Origin of the sequence: Actinotignum inguinis, assembly GCF_051265835.1 — a bacterium.
Lineage (GTDB): Bacteria > Actinomycetota > Actinomycetes > Actinomycetales > Actinomycetaceae > Actinotignum > Actinotignum timonense.
In genome coordinates this window covers 176,109-194,708 of sequence record NZ_JBOZDP010000002.1, presented here as the reverse complement: position 1 = coordinate 194,708, position 18,600 = coordinate 176,109, and the positions used below count along the sequence as shown (strand labels likewise).

At 62.5% G+C, this 18,600-nt stretch carries 14 protein-coding genes and 1 pseudogene; 6 read left to right on the top strand and 9 right to left on the bottom strand.

Annotated features, from left to right (window positions below):
* The first annotated feature begins 54 nt into the window (after window positions 1–54).
* The 3 genes from ACRQFC_RS02120 to ACRQFC_RS02110 all read left to right on the top strand — a co-directional run bounded on the left by ACRQFC_RS02120 (window position 55) and on the right by ACRQFC_RS02110 (window position 2,922).
* Window positions 55–912: a DUF3097 family protein gene (locus ACRQFC_RS02120; protein ID WP_284896423.1), complete on the top strand. Its 858-nt coding sequence runs from the start codon at window positions 55–57 to the stop codon at window positions 910–912.
* 181 nt (window positions 913–1,093) lie between these two features.
* Window positions 1,094–2,056, top strand: a complete 963-nt coding sequence (locus ACRQFC_RS02115; protein WP_284889062.1) for a DMT family transporter — start codon at window positions 1,094–1,096, stop codon at window positions 2,054–2,056.
* Window positions 2,057–2,133: 77 nt separating this feature from the next.
* Entirely contained in the window at window positions 2,134–2,922 is a 789-nt protein-coding gene (locus ACRQFC_RS02110; protein WP_101594937.1) for an SDR family NAD(P)-dependent oxidoreductase, read from the top strand.
* A gap of 34 nt (window positions 2,923–2,956) precedes the next feature.
* Here the strand turns inward: ACRQFC_RS02110 and hemW are convergent, their stop codons facing one another.
* The 3 genes from hemW to lepA are packed head-to-tail and all read right to left on the bottom strand — an operon-like array spanning window position 2,957 to window position 7,068.
* On the bottom strand, window positions 2,957–4,225 hold the full coding sequence (hemW, locus tag ACRQFC_RS02105; protein ID WP_101594941.1) for a radical SAM family heme chaperone HemW: 1,269 nt from the start codon (window positions 4,223–4,225) through the stop codon (window positions 2,957–2,959).
* Between the two features lie 6 nt (window positions 4,226–4,231).
* Complete coding sequence (gene trmB / locus ACRQFC_RS02100) at window positions 4,232–5,212, bottom strand: tRNA (guanine(46)-N(7))-methyltransferase TrmB (RefSeq protein WP_244899277.1); 981 nt, start codon at window positions 5,210–5,212, stop codon at window positions 4,232–4,234.
* A 2-nt stretch (window positions 5,213–5,214) separates the two neighbouring features.
* A complete protein-coding gene (lepA, locus tag ACRQFC_RS02095) occupies window positions 5,215–7,068 on the bottom strand; it encodes a translation elongation factor 4 (RefSeq protein WP_087070857.1) in 1,854 nt (617 codons plus the stop codon).
* 100 nt (window positions 7,069–7,168) lie between these two features.
* Here lepA and ACRQFC_RS02090 point away from each other — a divergent pair, with 100 nt between their 5' ends.
* From ACRQFC_RS02090 to rpsT, 3 genes are all read left to right on the top strand, one after another.
* Complete coding sequence (locus ACRQFC_RS02090; protein ID WP_244899282.1) at window positions 7,169–8,146, top strand: LLM class flavin-dependent oxidoreductase; 978 nt, start codon at window positions 7,169–7,171, stop codon at window positions 8,144–8,146.
* 122 nt (window positions 8,147–8,268) lie between these two features.
* Complete coding sequence (locus tag ACRQFC_RS02085; protein ID WP_101594948.1) at window positions 8,269–8,781, top strand: PH domain-containing protein; 513 nt, start codon at window positions 8,269–8,271, stop codon at window positions 8,779–8,781.
* A gap of 160 nt (window positions 8,782–8,941) precedes the next feature.
* Entirely contained in the window at window positions 8,942–9,208 is a 267-nt protein-coding gene (rpsT, locus tag ACRQFC_RS02080; protein ID WP_016442875.1) for a 30S ribosomal protein S20, read from the top strand.
* 119 nt (window positions 9,209–9,327) lie between these two features.
* Here rpsT and ACRQFC_RS02075 read toward each other — a convergent pair whose 3' ends face one another.
* From ACRQFC_RS02075 to ACRQFC_RS02050, 6 genes and pseudogenes are all read right to left on the bottom strand, one after another.
* The gene (locus tag ACRQFC_RS02075; RefSeq protein ID WP_101594951.1) at window positions 9,328–9,510 is read right to left on the bottom strand and encodes a hypothetical protein; all 183 of its coding nucleotides are present in this window, start codon (window positions 9,508–9,510) and stop codon (window positions 9,328–9,330) included.
* A 1,320-nt stretch (window positions 9,511–10,830) separates the two neighbouring features.
* Entirely contained in the window at window positions 10,831–12,264 is a 1,434-nt protein-coding gene (pntB, locus tag ACRQFC_RS02070; protein ID WP_180948638.1) for a Re/Si-specific NAD(P)(+) transhydrogenase subunit beta, read from the bottom strand.
* A 48-nt stretch (window positions 12,265–12,312) separates the two neighbouring features.
* Window positions 12,313–13,839, bottom strand: a complete 1,527-nt coding sequence (locus tag ACRQFC_RS02065) for a Re/Si-specific NAD(P)(+) transhydrogenase subunit alpha (protein ID WP_101594961.1) — start codon at window positions 13,837–13,839, stop codon at window positions 12,313–12,315.
* Between the two features lie 226 nt (window positions 13,840–14,065).
* Window positions 14,066–15,043: a DNA polymerase III subunit delta gene (holA, locus tag ACRQFC_RS02060; RefSeq protein ID WP_101594964.1), complete on the bottom strand. Its 978-nt coding sequence runs from the start codon at window positions 15,041–15,043 to the stop codon at window positions 14,066–14,068.
* Between the two features lie 214 nt (window positions 15,044–15,257).
* Window positions 15,258–16,982: pseudogene (locus ACRQFC_RS02055) on the bottom strand (ComEC/Rec2 family competence protein); the annotation flags it as partial.
* A 548-nt stretch (window positions 16,983–17,530) separates the two neighbouring features.
* On the bottom strand, window positions 17,531–18,547 hold the full coding sequence (locus ACRQFC_RS02050) for a ComEA family DNA-binding protein (RefSeq protein ID WP_101594967.1): 1,017 nt from the start codon (window positions 18,545–18,547) through the stop codon (window positions 17,531–17,533).
* Window positions 18,548–18,600 lie beyond the last annotated feature (53 nt).

Here is an 18,600-nt window from a genome sequence, read left to right as displayed (position 1 = left end):
TTCGAGTGCTAATTCTACGCGGGGCGGACCCTGAGCGCATACCCTTAGAGCGTGATGTTCTCTGCTACCGGAATGCCTGATCGCTACGGCGACGACGTGCTCGCCCACGACCCGCACGACCACCGCCGCCCCTCCCGCCCCGTCCCGGCGGCACCCGGCCTCCTTATTGAAGACGTGGCTTCCGGCTTTGTGGGCGAAGTGCTCTCGGTGGGGAAAGTGGCCGGGCGCTGGCAGATGGAACTGGAGGGCCGCGGCGGGGTGCGCCGTTCCTTCCCGCTGGGCAAAGGCTATTGGATCGACGGCGAGCCGGTGGAGATCACCGCCCCACGCGTGGAGGCACCGCGCGGCCGGCTCCTCACCGCCTCCGGTTCTTTTCACGTGAAAGCACGGGCGCGCGTCGCACGTGCCTCGCGTATATGGGTGGAAGGTAAGCACGACGCCGAACTGGTAGCCAAGATCTGGGGTGAGGATCTGGCCCTCGAAGGTGTGGTGGTCGAGGAATTACTCGGGGTCGATAATTTGGAAGCGGTGGTGCGGGAAACTGCCCCCGATGATGAGCATCGCCTGGGCGCGCTGGTTGATCACCTGGTACCCGGCTCTAAAGAATCGCGGATCGCGGCGCGGGTGGCCGGCCCGGGCGTGCTGGTGCTCGGCCATCCCTATATTGATGTGTGGCAGGCCATTAAACCGGCTGTGATCGGCTTGCGGGCCTGGCCGGAGGTACCGCGCGGGGAAGATATTAAAGTGGGTACCCTGCGCCGGCTCGGCTGGCCGCACGAAACGGCCGAGGATATTGGCCGGGCCTGGGCCCACATCCTCTCCTGCGTGCACTCCTATAAAGATATTGAGCCCGCACTGCTGGGCCGCATGGAAGAACTCATCGATTTCGTCACCGCCGCCGGAACGCGGTAGTAGCCGTTATCTGAGCGCCATCACCGCAGCTCACGCGTCCGCCGGCTTCGCCACGCGAACCGAGCTACAATCCCGATGCCCTCAGGGTATATCCTTGCTGCGTGCGCTTATCCGGCCCCGGCCGGAGCCGCTGCCCTCGTTGTTTCGGTTCTTCTTCACCCCTATCAGGAGTTGTGATCACGTGGCCCTCCAGCGCCGCTCCCTCGTGGACAAAATCGCTGTTGCGTCCCCGCGCGGCACCCTCGCCGTCGCTTCAGTTCTCGTGGGACTTGTTTCTCCCTTCATCACGCTATCGGGAGAAAACGCCACCACGATTGTGTTCTTCCGCTTCGGCTTAGCTTTCCTTGCCCTGCTGCCCATGGTGGTTCACGAATGGCGCCAGTACGGGCCGATGCGGCGCGCTGATCTGCTACTCTACGCGGTGTGCGGGGTGTGCTTCGGGGTGGATATGGCCCTGTGGACGCCCTCCGTGCTACTGGCCGGCCCCTCGGTTTCCGCCGTGGTGGTCAATTACGTGCAGGCCCTCGCGGTACCTTTGGTCGCGTGGCTGTTCTTCCGCAACCGGGTGCCGTGGATGTTTTTCGTAGCCGCACCTTTTTCCCTCGGCGGGATTTTCTTGCTTTCCGGTATTCTCGACGGCGCAGGCGGATCTGACCTGGTACGTGGCATTATCCTCTCCGCGCTCGCGGGTCTGACCTACACCGTTTATGTAGTCCTCACGGGGCGCACCAATTCGCCGCATCACCAGGGCACCGCCATGGCGATTGTGTGCCTGGTTACCACGGTGGTGTCCACCCCGCTGCTCATTGCCACTCACGGGCCCCTCACCCTCGCGCTGTCGGCGAGTTCCTGGGGCTGGATGATTCTTATTGCGCTATCCAGCCAGGTGCTGGGGTGGTTGTTCTGCCAGGCGAGTATGCCGCTGGTCAATCCTTCTGTGGCCGCCACCCTTATTTTGATTCAGCCGCTGAGCGCCATTGTTTTTTCCGCGGTTCTTGTGGGTGAACGACTCTCCGCCCTGCAATGGCTAGGCGCGATTATTATGCTGCTCGGAATTTTCCTCATCGGGCGGGCCCCGAAGCGCCGCTACCGGCTCGGCATCAAGCGCCCCTCGCTGCGCATCCGGCGTAGGCCCGTAGCGTAAAACTTCCCCGACGAACGACCTTCGCGGCGCCCCTTCGATAGATTGCGACTATGGTCCCCTACCACGAAGGAGTAGCTATGCGGGGTAACAATGTCACCACTTTCCCGGTTCTTGCCGATAAGAGCGTTATTGTCACGGGCGGAGCCTCCGGACTCGGGCGCGAAGCATCGATTCTTTTTGCTGAAGCCGGCGCCAAGGTCATCGTCGCTGACTACAATCTGGAAGGCGCTGAAGAAACTGTCGCTACCATCAAGAAGGCCGGTGGCGAAGCTATTGCGGTGCGTACCGATGTTTCTGATTCCGAATCTGTCCAAAAGATGGTTGCTACCGCGGTAGAAACCTACGGGCGCTTGGATGGTGCTTTCAATAATGCCGCGGCGGCCCCCGATAATGCGCTCACCTCGGAATTCGATGAAGACTACTGGGATAAGCTCATGAAAGTCGATCTCAAGGGTGTGGCGCTGTGCATGAAGTACGAAATTAAGCAGTTCCTCGCGCAAGGCGATGGAGGTGCCATCGTCAATACCGCTTCGGTTTCCGGAATTCGGCCCCAACCCTTTAACCCCGCCTATGTTTCCGCCAAGCACGGAGTGATTGGCCTAACCAAGGTGGCAGCAGTGGAGAACGGGCCACATAATATCCGCGTCAATGCTATTGCCCCGGGCGCAATTGATACTCCCATGCTGCACGATGCACTCGAAGCCCTGGGTACGAGCGGCGAGGAATACGCACCCATGATTTCCTTGCTCAATCGTTTTGGTAGCCCGCGCGAAATCGCGCAACCGGCCCTGTGGTTGCTTTCCGATGCGGCTTCTTACGTGACGAGCACCGTGATCGCCGTGGATGCCGGTTACACCGGGCGTTAGCGCCCGGCACGTTCAGAAATAACCAGACCCCGCGCTACCAGAGCGCCCGGGTCACGGTATCAGCCAGGAGCCGTCCGCGCCGGGTCAGAACAAGACGCCCGGCGCGGGCGCTTTCTGCCTCAACTAAACCGTCCCGAACCAGGCCCTCCACTACCGCGGCATCCACGCCGGCGGGAATATCAATTCCGCGGCTCATCCGAATACCGAGCATGATTTTTTCTTCGCGTTGTTCGGCCGGGCTGAGAATTTCCCGCTCCAAGGCCGGCGAAACAATGGCCGGCCGGCTCGCGGCCGCCTCGCCCGGCGCGCGGAGCGCGGCGGCGCCGTCGTCGTTCCCTATTCCGCGCGCCCAGACTCGATCCGCATAAGCACGTGGGTGTTTGACGTTCCAGAACCGGACCCCGTTAATATGCGAGTGGGCACCGGGGCCGTACCCCCACCAATTCGCGTTCTCCCAGTAATAGCAATTGTGGCGGCATTCGTGGCCGGGGCGGGCCCAATTCGAAATCTCGTACCAGCGGTAGCCGGCCGCGGAGAGGATATCGTCGGCGACCTCGTATTTATCGGCGAGTTCGTCCGGATCGGGGAGGCTAATGAGGCCGCGGCGGGCCTGCATCCCCATTTTGGTGCCCGGTTCCACCATGAGCCCGTAGGCGCTGATATGCGCGGGTTCGAGGGCAAGGGCGGCCGCGAGCGAGGTGCGCCACTGCTCCATCGTTTCCCCGGGCGCCCCGTAAATAAGATCGAGGGAATACTCCAGGCCCAGTTCGCGGGCCCAGCCAGTCACGCGTTCGACCTGGCCAGGGCTGTGTTGGCGGTCAAGAGTGCGCAGCACCTCGGGCACGGCCGATTGCATCCCGAAGGAGATGCGGGTGAAACCGCCGGCCCGCAGGGTGGCGAGAGCCGCGCGGTCCACGGATTCCGGATTGCATTCCGTGGTGATTTCGGCGCCCTCGGCCAGGCCGAAAGCGCGCTCCAGCTCCGCGAGCACCGCGACGAGCTGCCCGGCGTCCAGCAGCGTGGGAGTACCGCCCCCGAAGAAAACCGTCCGCAGCGCGCCGCGGTTGGTGCCGGTATCGAGGACCTCGTGCGAGAGCACAATCTCCCGGGCGAGGGACGCCGGGAAATCATCGCGGCCCGCGCCCGGCCCGAAGCTCGGCTTGGTATAGGTGTTGAAATCGCAATAGCCGCAGCGCACTGTGCAAAAAGGAATATGAACGTAGGCGGAAAAACCGGCGCTCACATCCGGGTTCGGGAGCGCGCCGGAGGCCGGGGCCGGCTCGCCGTGCGGGAGGGACGCCATCGGAGCCTAGGCTCGCGCCGCGGTATCGGTATCCGCGGGTGCTGCGGTACCGGTATGCTCGGGCGCCGCGGGTTCCAGCGCGGTGCGCAGCGCGAGAATATCATGGATGGTGCGCCCGGCCGCGATGCCGCGTTCCTCGAAACGGGTGAGCACGCGTTCCTCCCAGCGCGGCGCGAAACCGCCGCGTTCCGGGGTGGGATCCGCGGGGTCCGGGCGTTCACCGGCGTGCGGATTCGTGAAATACGGGGATGATTCGACGACGTCGCGCATCTGCCACGCGTAATTATCCCAATCCGTGGCCAGCCGCCAGGCGCCCCCCTCCCGGAGCATTCCGGCCACCACCGTGGCAAAAGGCGCAGCAACCAGGCGGCGCTTATGGTGGCGGGCTTTACGCCAGGGATCGGGGAAGAAAGTCCACACCTGCTCGGCACGCGGATTCGCAGCATTCGGATGGGTGGCACTGCGCGCCGGCCCGCAAGCAGTCACGTCTTCCCCGCGCGCCAGGCCCGCGCATTCCAGCCCAAAGAGGACGGGGAGCGCTTGGGCGGCGTCGGCCTCCAGCACCCGCACATTCTCAATGCCCGCGCGCAGAATACTGGCGACGCAGCGCGCCGCGCCGGGAGCCCAGGCTTCCACGAGCAGCACATTATATTCGGGATGGCGCTGGGCGAATGAAACACCGTGCTCGCCCGAACCGGGGCCGATTTCCACGGCGAGCGGCGCCTCGCGGCCGAAAACTTCCCCGAGGTCACAACGCGAATCCAGGGCTACCGTGGTGGCCTGGGGGCCGGGTGCCAGCGGCACAAAAAGTTCGGGGTGGCGAGCCACCGTTTCTTCGTGGCGCGCACCCAGGCGCGAACCGCGCAAGGAGAAGGAGCGGATGCGCCATTGGGAGCGCTCGGGTGCGGAGGGCCCGGCTGCGCCGTCGTGCTGCTGCGGCGCGGCATCCGGGTGAGCCGCGCGTAAATCTTCGGGACGCTCGGACATATCTACTTCCCCGTGGGTGCTTCGGAGGTGAGAGCCGCCACGAAAGCTTCCTGGGGCACGTCCACGCGCCCGATGGATTTCATGCGCTTCTTACCTTCCTTCTGCTTCTCCAGCAGCTTGCGTTTACGCGAGACGTCGCCGCCGTAGCACTTGGAAAGCACGTCCTTACGCAGCGCCTTGATGGTTTCGCGGGCAATAATGCGCGAACCCACCGCGGCCTGCACCGGAATTTCGAATTGCTGGCGCGGGATGAGGGTCTTGAGTTTCTTCGTCATCTCATTGCCGTAAGAGTAGGCCTTGTCCTTGTGGACGATGGCGGAGAAAGCATCGACCTGTTCGTGATTGAGCAGCACATCCACCTTGACCAGATCGGAGGGCTGTTCACCGGCAATATCGTAATCGAGGGAAGCGTAGCCCTTCGTGCGCGATTTGAGCTGGTCAAAGAAATCGGTCACGATCTCCGCCAGCGGCAGCACGTAGTGAATCTCCACCCGTTCGGCGGTGAGGTAATCCATGCCCTGGAGCGCCCCGCGCCGTTCCTGGCACAGCTCCATAATGGAGCCCACGTAATCGGAAGGAGCCAGGATAGTGGCGCGCACGGTCGGCTCGTAAATCTCGCGAATTTTCCCTTCCGGGAATTCCGAAGGATTCGTAACCGTGAGTTCTTCACCGGCATCCGTGATGACCCGGTAGATCACCGAGGGCGCGGTGGCAATAATATCGAGGTCGAATTCCCGCTCGAGGCGTTCGCGAATAATCTCCAGGTGGAGCAGACCGAGGAAGCCACAGCGGAACCCGAAACCGAGGGCCACCGAGCTTTCCGGTTCGTAAACCAGCGAAGCATCATTGAGCTTGAGTTTTTCCAGGGCCTCGCGCAGGTTCGGGAAATCGGAGCCATCCATCGGGTAGATCCCGGAGTACACCATCGGTTTCGGATCGAGGTAGCCGGGCAGGGCTTCGGTGGCGCTTTCTCGAGCGCCGGTCACGGTATCCCCCACGCGGGTTTGGCGCACATCCTTCACGCCGGTGATGAGGTAGCCGACCTCCCCGGCGCCCAGCGCGGTAGTGGGCGTGGGTTCGGGGGAAATCACGCCCAGTTCCAGGAGTTCGTGTTCGGTGCGGGTGGCCATGGTGCGCACCTTCGAACGGGTGGTCAGCTCACCATCAACCACACGCACATAGGTGACGACCCCGCGATAAATATCGTAAACAGAATCGAAAATCATGGCGCGAGCCGGGCCGTCCGGGCGCCCCGACGGCGCGGGAACCTCCGCGACGATCCGGTCGAGCAGCTCGGGCACACCCTCCCCCGTTTTCCCGGAGACTGCCAGGCAGTCTTCCGGTTCCACACCCAGGAGCGAGGCCACTTCTTCGGCGATTTTTTCCGGTTGCGCGGAAGGCAAATCGATTTTATTAAGGACGGGAATAATCGTGAGATCGTTTTCCATGGCCATATACAAATTGGCCAGGGTTTGCGCTTCGATTCCCTGGGTGGCATCCACGAGCAGCACCGCACCTTCGCAGGCCGCCAGCGAACGATTGACCTCATAAGAAAAGTCCACGTGGCCCGGGGTGTCGATCATATTGAGAGCGTAGGCTTTCCCCTCCACCGACCACGGCAAACGCACGGCCTGCGATTTGATGGTGATGCCGCGCTCACGCTCAATATCCATCCGGTCCAGGTATTGATCACGCATTTCACGCTGCTCCACAATCCCGGTGAGCTGGAGCATCCGGTCAGCTAGCGTGGACTTTCCGTGATCAATATGCGCAATAATGCAAAAATTTCGGATACGCTCGGGCGCCGTCGCGCCCGGAATAATGGCGCGCGATTCCTCAGCGGAAGAAATAGGCACGTCTCTCCTTCACAATAAACTCTGCTCAAGTATAGTCCTTGGACCATAATGGATATGGATATATCGGTCACGGGAGTTTGCCATGAATGTTCCTTTGTCAGTGTTAGATTTCGCTACGCGGTACGACGGCGAAGCTCCGGCCGCGGCCCTGCATCGCTGCGTCGATCTTGCTAAGCGCGCCGAAGCCGCCGGCTACACCCGGGTGTGGTACACCGAGCATCACAATATGCCCACGGTGATCTCCTCCTCCCCCGCGATTATCATCGGCTACGTTGCCTCGCATACCTCCCAGATTCGGCTGGGCGCGGGCGGGGTGATGCTCCCCAACCATTCCCCGCTCGTCATTGCTGAACAATTCGGGGCGTTGGCGGACATGTATCCGGGGCGTATTGATTTAGGACTCGGGCGGGCCCCGGGCACCGATAGCCGTACCCTCTACGCGCTGCGCCGCGATGCCAGCGCCTATGAGAACTTCCCGCGTGATGTGGTGGAACTCCAGGGATTCCTCGGGGATACCTCCCGAGTGCCGGGGGTGGCGGCCTATCCGGGCCAGGGCACCCACGTGCCCCTCATTATTCTGGGTTCTTCGCTTTTCGGGGCGGATCTGGCCGCGCAGCTGGGCCTGCCCTATTCTTTCGCTTCCCATTTCGCTCCGCGCCTGCTCCACGAGGCAATTGCCCACTACCGGGAGAATTTCCAGCCCTCGGAAGAACTGGCCGAGCCCTATGTTATTGCGGCGGTGAATGTAACAGCGGCAGAAACTTCGGAGGCAGCCGCCCGCGAATTTGAGCGGGTCAAGCGGGCCCGGGTCCGGAATATGTTGCTGCGCGGGGCGCCGGGCCGCGATATCTCCGATGCGGATCTTGATGCGGTGATGGACAGCGCGCAGGCTCGCCAAATCCTCGATATGCTGCGCTACACCGCGGTGGGGAACGCGGCCGAGGTGGGTGAATATCTGCGAAAGTTCGCCAGCGATGCGCAGGCCGATGAGCTCATGATTTCAGTGCAGGCTACCTCGCATGACGAATCACTGGCGTGCTTGGAGCTGGCCGCGCGTGGCTACGGCTTGGATAACTGAGGAATGCGCAGCGCTGGCAGCTAGGCGCGGCGTCGTACCGTAACGCGTAGCTTCGCGTTTCTCTCCCCCACGCTATCGGCCGCCTCACACGCCCGCGTTTTCTTTGTGGCACGATGGTTAGTATGCCTCTGTCGCAAAAACTACTCGGAACCGGCGAAGAACTCCTTGTCCATATGCACCCCGATGCCCGGCATTTGCTGCCGCGGGCGCTCGGTGCCGCGGCGGTGGTGTTCCTGGCGGTGCTCGGGGTGGTAGCGCTGCCGGCTCGGTGGCAGCCGCTGGCCGGGTGTCTGGTGGTGGCGGTCGGGGCGGGCGCGCTTATTGCGATTGCCGGATGGCCGTGGCTGCAGTGGTATATGAGCACGGTGAGTATTACCAACCGCCGGATTATTACTCGGCGCGGGGTGTTCACGAAGCTCGGGCACGATCTTCCGCTCGCCGCGGTGGCACGGGTGGATGCGCAACCTTCAGGTACCGGCACCTCCGGTTCCCTTCTTGTGACGACGACGTCAGGTGCCACGGTCACCCTGCGCCGCATCGCGAATCTTCCGGCTGTCACCACGTTCCTGAATACACTGCTGGACAAGCGCGCGGGAGAGGGGATTCACACCGAGGCCTCGCGCGAAACCGCCTGATTCTGGTAGTGTTTGGAGATGGACTTTCACCGGTCGGGTGGCAAGTCCTTGTTCTTTCGTAACAACCACGGGTGCCCCACGCCCGCAGTCCTACGAGGAACGCTTCCCTCTCCGACCATATTCATCTATCGCCTAGCGATTGACCGAAAGAGATATTTCATTGGCTAATATCAAGCAGCAGAAGAAGCGCGTTCTGACGAACGAGAAGCGTCGCCTTCGCAACCAGGCCGTTAAGTCGGAACTGAAGACCTACATCCGTAAGACTCGCCTTGCCGTGGAAGCCGGCAATGCCGAAGAGGCGGAAACCCTCCTGGCCGCGGCCTCCCGCAAGCTGGACAAGGCTGTGTCCAAGGGTGTTATTCACCGCAACCAGGCGGCGAACCGCAAGTCGAAGCTCGCTAAGCGCGTGAACGCACTGGCCAAGTAGGCTGTGCCCCGGCGCGGTTGTATCTGTTATATCTACCGCGCTGATGCTTAGAGAAAAGCGGCTGGAACCTAGGCGTTCCAGCCGCTTTTCGTATCCGTTCGCATCCGGCGCGAATTTTCTCATTCTTCTCCTTCGTGCTCGCTCTCGCGTTCCTCTTCCAAACCGCGGCGTTCCGTATCCAAACGGCGCAGCGTAGCGCGTACTTCGTTTTCACGGTGCCACTGCCACAGTGCAAGGCCGAATAGCCCAAGCGTAACAAGGCCGGGGATAAGAGCGGAATCGTGCCAGCGGTTATCTTTCACTAAGCCCATTATCGCGACACCCAGCGTTGCGCCGAGCCACGAACTTGCCCATATGAAATATCTCTTCGAACGCATACCTCCTCCTTAAATTTCATTGCACGGACGATTGATGTTTTTATAAACTACCGGGGTGGATATTCACCCTGCATCCCGAGCTCTCCGCACTCTTCTTCCTCGCGCTCGCGCTCCGCTTCCAAACGACGCAGCGTAGCGCGTACTTCGTTTTCACGATGCCGGTGCCACAGTGCAAAGCCGAATAACGCAAGAGTGACAAGGCCGGGGATAAGAGCATAATCGTACCAGCGATCACCTATCAATATGTTCGCAATGCAGCCTCCCAGAGTAGCCCCGAATGCAAGTTGTGAGAAATAAAAATACCTTTTTGAGCGCATATTTCTTCCCTAGATCTCATTACATGGGCGATTGATTATTTTATAACCTACCGGGGTGAACGCTCCCCACAACAACCTAAGCTCTCCGCATTCATTTGGCCCGGGTGCACCCTTCCCCATTAGATAACCTGCGAGCACCCCTATAACGGACGCGCAGGCAATACCTCCTACACCCGTTACCCCTAAGGCACCGCAAATGGCACTACCAAGGACCCTGCCGGTTACCCCACCAATCGCCTTATGCTCGTCCGTGTTGAGATAAAGGTATAGATACCAACCTGCGGTCACTCGGAACTGAGGTGCGTAGCCCTGCTCCCGACCCATGACGGAGAGTTCTTGCGACGGCTCTTTCGTCACCTTCCACCGCAAGGATCCCGTTGTTCGAAGCTGACCATCCGGTGGCACGCTTTCCGCTTCAATAAGCACCTTCGCCAAGTCTTGCGCGAGAGCGTCATCCTCACTGGCAGGTATCGACATATTTACATGAGACCCCTGCGGCACCTCATTACCGGCAACAACTGCCGGGAGAGACCCGCCACAGGCAAATGCGAGAGTGACAGGAAGTACAGCGAAACTTTTGATAGACATAGCAACTCCTTCGTAGATATGAATACCTGTGACGCTTGTTACAGGTACGGTTTCACCGTAACACGAGCCGCAGCTACCGTAAATCAATTTCCTATTACACTTTTGCAACACTTCATTTAGTGCATATCACGTTTTGTTATATTTCTATCCAACAATCGAATTGAAGTCAGAATTCTGAAAGAAACTTATCTATAAGAGTCGCTAGATATACACGTAGCGCAGGTGGCCGGAACCTGAAAGGTGTTCCGGCCACCTGCGCTAACTGAGGGATTCCCTAAGCGGTTATAGTTGTTCAGCTCGCTCCGGCCGCGCCCGGGCTTGGGCGCAGGAGCGGGCTACCTTAACCGGGGAAAGCCGCATTGATGGCATCCACGGATGCCTTGGCATCGCCGAGCAGCATATCGGTATTCTCATTAAAGAACAGCGGGTTCTGCACCCCGGCATAGCCAGCATTGCCCATGGACCGCTTGAATACGATCACCTTCTTGGCATCCCACACATGCAGCACCGGCATACCCGCGATGGGCGAACCGGGCTCGGAAGCCGAAGGATTGACCGTGTCATTCGCCCCGATAACCAGCACGACATCGGTATCCGCGAAGGAATCGTTGATATCGTCCATTTCTTCCACGATGTCATAGGGGACTTTCGCTTCGGCCAGCAGCACGTTCATATGCCCGGGCAGGCGCCCGGCCACCGGATGGATAGCGAAACGTACCTCGGTTCCGTTATCGCGCAGCTTCTTCGTCAGCTCCGCCACCGGATATTGGGCCTGGGCCACGGCCATACCGTAACCGGGGGCAATAATCACCGAGCTAGCATCCGCGAGTTCTTGGGCCACCTCCGCCGCGGTGGTTTCCGTGTGGCTGCCATAGTCACGCGCCTCCCCGGTAACTGCGCCGTCGGACCCAAAACCGCCGAGGATCACGGAAATGAAGGAACGGTTCATGGCCTTGCACATGATGTAAGAAAGGTACGCGCCCGAGGACCCCACCAGCGCACCGGTAATGATAAGGAGGTCATTGCCGAGGGTGAAGCCGGCCATCGCTGCCGCCCACCCCGAGTAGGAATTGAGCATTGATACGACGACGGGCATATCGCCACCGCCGATCGCGAGCACCATATGTGCCCCGAGCAGCAGCGCAATAATCGTGATGAGGATGAGGGGAATGAGGCCGGCGCCCACCCCGCGGGTCCAGGCAAACCAAATAATAAGCCCCAGGCACGCCAGGATCGCCAGCAGATTGAGAAGATTGCGGGCCGGAAGCACCAGCGGCTTGCCGGGGATCTTCCCCGCGAGTTTCAGGTAGGCGCATACCGATCCGGTGAAGGTGATCGCGCCGATGAACACCGCCAAGCCCACTTCGCCCATATGGAAGGCGTTTGTGGGGGAGAAATCTTCTCCGGGTTGCTGGAGGAAGGAGTTGTAGCCCACCAGCACCGCTGCCGCGCCCACGAAGGAATGCAGCAGGGCGATGAGTTCGGGCATGCCCGTCATTTCTACGGTGCGGGCCCGCCAGATCCCGATGCCGCCGCCCACCACGAGGGCAAGGACAAGCACCAGCACAATAACAACGGAAGAAGCTTCCGTGGGGTAGGCAAGGACCGCGATAATTGTGGCAACAAGGGCCAGCAGCATCCCGATGGCGCCCAGGATATTGCCTTTCGCCGCGGTTTCCTGTTTGGACAGCCCGGCTAGGGCGAGGATGAAGAGCAGGGCCGCCACCAGGTAGGCGACGGTTTGCACGCTAGCAGCGACCTTGAGACCGCCCAGGCTCGGGGCGGCGAGGGTGACGACGTCGTTAATAGTGGTGAGCACGGCTTAGCTCCTCTTAAACATAGACAGCATGCGCGCGGTCACCAGGAATCCACCGAAAATATTGATGGATGCGATGGTGAGGGCGATGGCGGCAAGGATGGTCACGGCTATATGCCCGGAACCAAGCTGGAGGATTGCCCCCACCACGATGATTCCGGAAATCGCGTTCGTCACGGACATGAGCGGGGTGTGCAGCGCGTGCGTCACCGAGGTGATGACGTAGAAGCCCACCACGCAGGCCAGCATGAACACGATGAAATGCGAGGTCATGCTCGGCGGGGCCGTGAAGAGAATCCACAGCGCTACCGCCGCTGCCAGGCCGGCCCACAGGTAGCGCACGGCGCTGGGGCGGGCCGGTTCGGGCGCAGCCGGAGGTGCGGGAGGCGCCGGGGGTGCGGCCGGGGCGGCCGAGACCTTGATGGGCGGGGGCGGCCAGGCCACCGCTCCCCCGAGGGTGACCAGAATGCCGCGCACAATATCATCCTCGGTATCCAGGACCAGCTGGCCATCCTTCTGCGGGGTGGTGAGTTTGAGGAAGTTGACGAGGTTTTGCCCGAAAAGCTGGGAGGCTTGGCCGGGCAGGCGCAAGGCGAGATCTTCGTAGCCGATAATCGTCACACCGTTGACGGTGTGGACGATTTCTCCCGGGCGGGTACCGGCCACGTTTCCGCCGTTGGCCGCCGCCAAATCCACGATGACGCTGCCGGGTTTCATGGCGGCCACTGCCTCCGAGTCCAAAAGGAGCGGGGCCGGCTTGCCGGGGATGAGCGCCGTCGTAATAACAATATCCGCGGCGGCGGCTTCCCGGGCGTAGACAACCCCGGCTGCATTGGCCTGATCCGCGGTCATTTCGCGGGCGTAACCGTCCGCGGATTCCTGGCGCACCGGGATCTCCACGAATTCGGCGCCCATGGACTGGACCTGTTCGGCCACATCAGCACGCACGTCCGTTGCTTTGACGATTGCGCCCATCGAATTGGCGGTGCCGACCGCGGCGAGCCCGGCGACGCCCGCTCCGATAACGTACACGGTGGCGGGGGGAACTTTTCCGGCGGCAGTGACCTGGCCGGTGAAAAGCCGCCCGAAGTGGGAAGCGGCTTCGATCACGGCCCGGTAGCCGGAAATATTGGCCATGGAGGAACGTACGTCCATGGACTGGGCGCGGGAAATACGCGGAATTGCGTCAAGCGCCAGGGCCGTGAGTTCGCGGCGCGAAAGTTCCTCGATAAGTTCGGGCGAGCCGGCCGGGTTCATGCGCGCAATGAGGGTGGCGCCGCGGCTCATGCGGTCAAGGTAGCTGACATCCGGGGCGTCGGTGGCTAACACAATATCCGCGGCCCAGGCTTCTTGCGCGGAGACGAGGCGTGCGCCCGCGCTTTCGTACTGGCTATCGGGGTAGGACGAGGCCTCCCCCGCACCCGTTTCCACCGCGACCTCGTAGCCCAAAGCGATGAGCTTGGCCACGGTATCGGGGGTGCCCGCCACCAGGGGGTCACCCGGGCGGGTACTTTTAGGTATTCCAACAAGCATAAAGTGCTCCTCAGTACAGCACTGCCGTGCTGCGTTCTGCGTGGGCGGCGCTCCAGATACGCCATTGTCGCGCCGCCGCGGGACATCCCTTATTATTCCACGTTTCCTGAAAGGGCCTGAACGCGCGGGAAAGTGTGAGACCGCGGCAGCGTGAAGCTAGGCGAGCTACTACCGCGTACGCCGAGCGTTACTGGACGCAGCGCGGCCTATCGACCGCGGCCGGATACTACCTGCCGCGCCGGGCTCGCCCGATGGCAATAATCGCGTGTTCCACGGCGTACTGCGGATCGCGGGAGGCACCCTTGACCTGTTCATCGGCCAGCGCCACCGCTCGGATGGCTTGCCCGAGCCCGGCATCGCTCCATCCGCGGGCTTCGCGGCGAGCCCGCTGAGCTTGCCAGGGCGCCATTTTCAATTCCTTCTGGCTGATTCCCGGTGCCTGGACGATGGCGAGCTGGCGCAGTTTCGCCGCGAGCGCGGCCACGATAGGGACGGGATTGACCCGGGTGGCGAAAGCGTGGCGGGCCAGCGCTAGAGCTTGGCCGGTGCGCCCTGCCAGGGCCGCGTCCGCGATCTCAAAGGGGGTTGCTTCATTACGCCCGGCGTAGAAATCCCGAATATGGTCTTCGGTGATCATCCCCTCCACATCGGCGAGGAGCTGGGCGGTAGCACTGAGTAGTTCGCGCAGGTCCTGGCCGAGTGCATCAACGAGGGCCCGCACCGCGCCGTCCGTGATTTTGCGCCCGGCGGCTCGCACATCCGCCGTCACCAAACGCGCTTTATCATCATCGCGTTTGATTTTTTCGATGCGGGCTACCTGCCAGCCCCCCGCCGCGATGGCATCGAGGAGTTTTTTACCGCGAGTGCCTCCCCCGTGTTGGATAATCACGGGGATATCCGCGTTGGGTTGCGGGAGGTAGGCGAGCATTTCCGCCAGGAACGCGTCGTTCATGTGTTCGGCGCCGGTCACGGCGACGATGCGGTGGTCCCCGAAAAGTGAGGGTGAGGTGTGGAGGGCGAGGGAGCCGCGCTCGTAGGAGGCAGCGTCCAGGCGCACGACCTGCACCTCGGGGTGTGCTTGGCGAGCGAGGCGCACGAGCCGAGCCCAGGCGCGCTCGGCCAGCACCGGCTCTGCACCAATAATGAGGATGACCGGTTCTAAGCGGAGGGCGTCGTACCCGACGGTGCGTTCTTTGGCTGCCATGGCTCCATTCTCTCATGTCATAACTCACCTGTTGGACGGCAGGTGGCCGCACCGGTTCCGCGCACTTTGATACCAGCTCACCTTCCGCCCACGCTATTGCCCCGCACGTGAGGGTCGGATAGATGTGCGCGCCGGCATAGAGTTCGTAGACGCGCGCGGAGGGGTGCCCGTAACTGTTCTCACCTACGGATATGAGGGCAATTGCGGGGTCAAGTTCACGGGCGAGGTGCTCGGATTGGTCCGCGCTTCCATGATGGGCGACGACGGCGATATCAACCGGCCCAACCGCCCCCACGAGGCGTTCTTGGGCCGGGGCAGTCGCATCCCCGAGAACCACAATGCGCTGGGCGGCCATGGTGGTGCCGCCGGGTGAGCTAGTGCCGCCGGGTGAGCTAGTGCCGCCGGGTGAGCTAGTGCCGCTGGTCGAGCTGCTACCACCGGCCCGGCGCGGCTTATCTACTCCTTCAGCGTCGAGGAGGACAACGAGGGAATCGGCATTAGCTTCCTCAGGAATGCTACGCGCACCCGGCCGCGGGCTGAGAATCCGAGCAATGGGCACATTATCTACCCGCAGTGTTGTTCCCGCGGCTACTACGCTGACAGGAATGGAGTGCGATTCGAGCAGTTCCAGGGCGGTGCGGGACTGGGGCTTCGGGGCGGAATTTGGTGATATCCATACCGCGCTGATAGTGGTGGAATTGAGAACGTCACGTAATCCTTCTACGTGGTCGGAGTGGAAATGGGAGAGGATGAGCAGGTCAAGATGACTGACCTGGGCATCCGCTAAGCACCGGGCAGCGGCTGGGGTTTGCGGCCCCACGTCGATCATGATTGTGTATCCGCGCACCCGGTAGAGGAAAGCTGATCCCTGGCCCACATCGCATTGCACCGCCGCCCAATTGGGAGGAATCGCGGCACTCCCGGGCCAGCGCGATAACCCGAGGGCCGCGAGCGCGCCCACAAGAATAATGGCCGCACTCAGGCGGGGTACCACCAGGAGCGCCAGAACCGCGCATATATGACCGATGCCGGCAAGAACGAGGGGAATTCCCGAGCCGGGTAGGCAGGCGAGCAGGCGGGCTACCTGGTCGATCCACCACGTAGATAAAGCGGCACCGGAGATGGCGAGACCGGCGAGCATGGGGAATAGCGGGGCCGTGAGCGCGCCGACAAGTCCGAAAATGGTGAGCGGTGCGACCACGGGTGCCACGAGGGCATTAGCGGGGACCGCCCATAGCGACCCCGCTTCGGTAAAGAGAAGGAGCACGGGTAGGCAGGAAAGTTGGGCTACCAAAGGAATAGCTATGACCCGGGCCAGGGTGCCTGGGAAGAACCGGGTGAGGTAGTCAGTAAGCCGGTATCCCCCGCAGATAATTCCGAGGGTGGCACTGGCAGAAAGCAGGAAACCGTAGCCGGTTGCGAGCCAGGGATCCATGAGGGCAGCCGCGATGCTCGCACAGCTCAGGGCATTGATGGCTTGGCTACGGCGGTTCATTCCGAGTGCCACCAGCACCACCAGGCCCATGAGTGCCGCCCGGATGACCGAGGGTGCGGGTCCCACCAGAATCACCAGTCCGCCTAAACCCACTGCTCCGGCGAGGGCGGTGCGCAGCGGCCGGGCTCGACCAACCGCCATAATAATGATGCCGAGGACGAGAGAGACATGAGCTCCGGATACCGCAATGAGGTGGGTGAGGGCGGTTGTGCGCATAGCTTCTTCGAGTTCTGGGGATACCCGGGTATCGTCGCCTAGCGCTACCCCGGGAATGAGGCCGCGGGCGTGTTCGGGGCGGTCAGAAAGCAGCGCAGCGAGCGCAGTATCGATGCGGTGGACAACGCGCGCACTGAACGCGCCGCTTCCACTTAGCTGGAGTGCGGGCCCGGACCAGCGGGCACTTTCGCGCCGCCCTTCCACCGGGGTGAGCCGGCCGTGGCCCATCACGTATTGGCCGGCCAGTGCGGTGCAGGGAAGCTCCGCGCGGATGCGGGCACGCGGGCCGGCTTCGAGTCGCACCCCGTTCGGGCCCGCGGTGGTGATTGTGCGAGGGCGCAGGAGCGCGGTGCATTTTCCTTCTCCCCACGGTGTGGTGGAGGGCTCCGGACGGGTCGCGATAGCGGCTTCCAGTTCCACGCTTGCCTTGACCACTGGGATATGTGCCGCGGAGAGGGAAAGTAGCCCGGCGATACTGGCAGCACTCCCTGTGCAGGCCACCGCGAGGATGCTTAACACCACCCCGCTTGCCTTCCCACGCAGCTGCGGATGGGAGCGGGCGCGGCCGGCTACCGCCCAGGCTGCCGCGAGGCACAGGCCAGCGCCGAGGAATGCGAGCTGCGCGTGCCCATTCAGCGCCGCCCACGCCCCACCCAGGGCAGCACCAGCCGGTGGGAGGAGGCGCATATCTTGACCGTGGCCGGCGTTCACGGATGCCGAGCCGCGCTGCCTGCCGCGAGGACGGGCACGGGTAAGGGCGCGGGAGCGAACGCCGGTCATACTGTCACCAGGGCGGACAGCTTAGTGAATTTAGCTGGCCCAATACCGGGGACCTCGAGGAGATCCTCCGGGGACGTGAAAGGGCCGTTAGTTTCTCTCCAGCTGAGAATATCCCGGGCGGTGGCCGGGCCTACCCCGGGCAGGGTCTCCAAGTCGCTGGCCGAGGCAGTATTGAGGTTAATAAGAGCACCGGGATTGTTTTTCCCGGATCCCCCACCACCGGCACCACCGCCTCCACCTCCAGCGCCGCCATTCTTTCCACCTTTACTGCCGCCGCTCCCACCCGGGCTCGTACTGCCTCCCGAACCGGACAGCGCTCGCGGTGTTTCACCGGGTGCGGGTATGTGGATATGGGAGCCGTCTGTTACGGGTTCGGCAAGATTGATCGCGGCGCCGTCCGCATTCGGGGTGAGTCCGCCGGCTAATTCCACCAGGTCATTCACCCGGGCTCCTCCGGGAGCGCTATATACCCCCGGGGTGGTCACCTCGCCGGAAATATAGGCGACGATAGTTGTGGGACTGGATTCGCCCGCGGTGGGGGTGGCCGGCCCAGATTCGCTTCGTGCCGCTCCGCCTTCGGATGCACCCGCGGAAGCTGGCGGGCCGGAGGAAACCACGGCCGGGCCTTCGGTGGTAGAGACCGGGCCGGCCACGCTGCTCCCGGACGGTACCGCGGCGAGGCTAGCGGAAGCCGCGCCTCCCCCACGCCCGAGCCAGGCCAGCACCCCAAGAATGAGGAGCCCGCCCAGTAAAGCAATGGCGAAAGCGCCAAGTGTTCGGGGAGACCAGCGCCACCGCGATGCTTGCGCGGGCGTGGTAAGCACGGCGATATCTTCACCAGTACCCGCCCCGAGGGCAAGAGCCGCGAAATCCCGTACCGCACTGCGGCCCGGCGGCCCAAAAGCGCTCCTACCCGGCGGTCGATCCGAGCTCGGATCCAGGCCGGCCTCCGGTACCGGATCGGTACGAGGCAGGCTGAGGCGCGGGGCTGGGTGCGGTAATGAGGTAGTCATGGGCCTATCATGCGCGCCCGCACGCGGCCCGCGCCGGCGCTCCGGCACGCGTG

Bases quoted from the DNA above. Each gene is read 5' to 3' on its own strand.
- trmB (WP_244899277.1), bottom strand. From the start codon at position 5,212: ATGTCCGAGCGTCCCGAAGATTTACGCGCGGCTCACCCGGATGCCGCG.
- ACRQFC_RS02065 (WP_101594961.1), bottom strand. From the start codon at position 13,839: ATGCTTGTTGGAATACCTAAAAGTACCCGCCCGGGTGACCCCCTGGTG.
- ACRQFC_RS02110 (WP_101594937.1), top strand. From the start codon at position 2,134: ATGCGGGGTAACAATGTCACCACTTTCCCGGTTCTTGCCGATAAGAGC.
- ACRQFC_RS02085 (WP_101594948.1), top strand. From the start codon at position 8,269: ATGCCTCTGTCGCAAAAACTACTCGGAACCGGCGAAGAACTCCTTGTC.
- hemW (WP_101594941.1), bottom strand. From the start codon at position 4,225: ATGGCGTCCCTCCCGCACGGCGAGCCGGCCCCGGCCTCCGGCGCGCTC.
- ACRQFC_RS02050 (WP_101594967.1), bottom strand. From the start codon at position 18,547: ATGACTACCTCATTACCGCACCCAGCCCCGCGCCTCAGCCTGCCTCGT.
- ACRQFC_RS02120 (WP_284896423.1), top strand. From the start codon at position 55: ATGTTCTCTGCTACCGGAATGCCTGATCGCTACGGCGACGACGTGCTC.
- holA (WP_101594964.1), bottom strand. From the start codon at position 15,043: ATGGCAGCCAAAGAACGCACCGTCGGGTACGACGCCCTCCGCTTAGAA.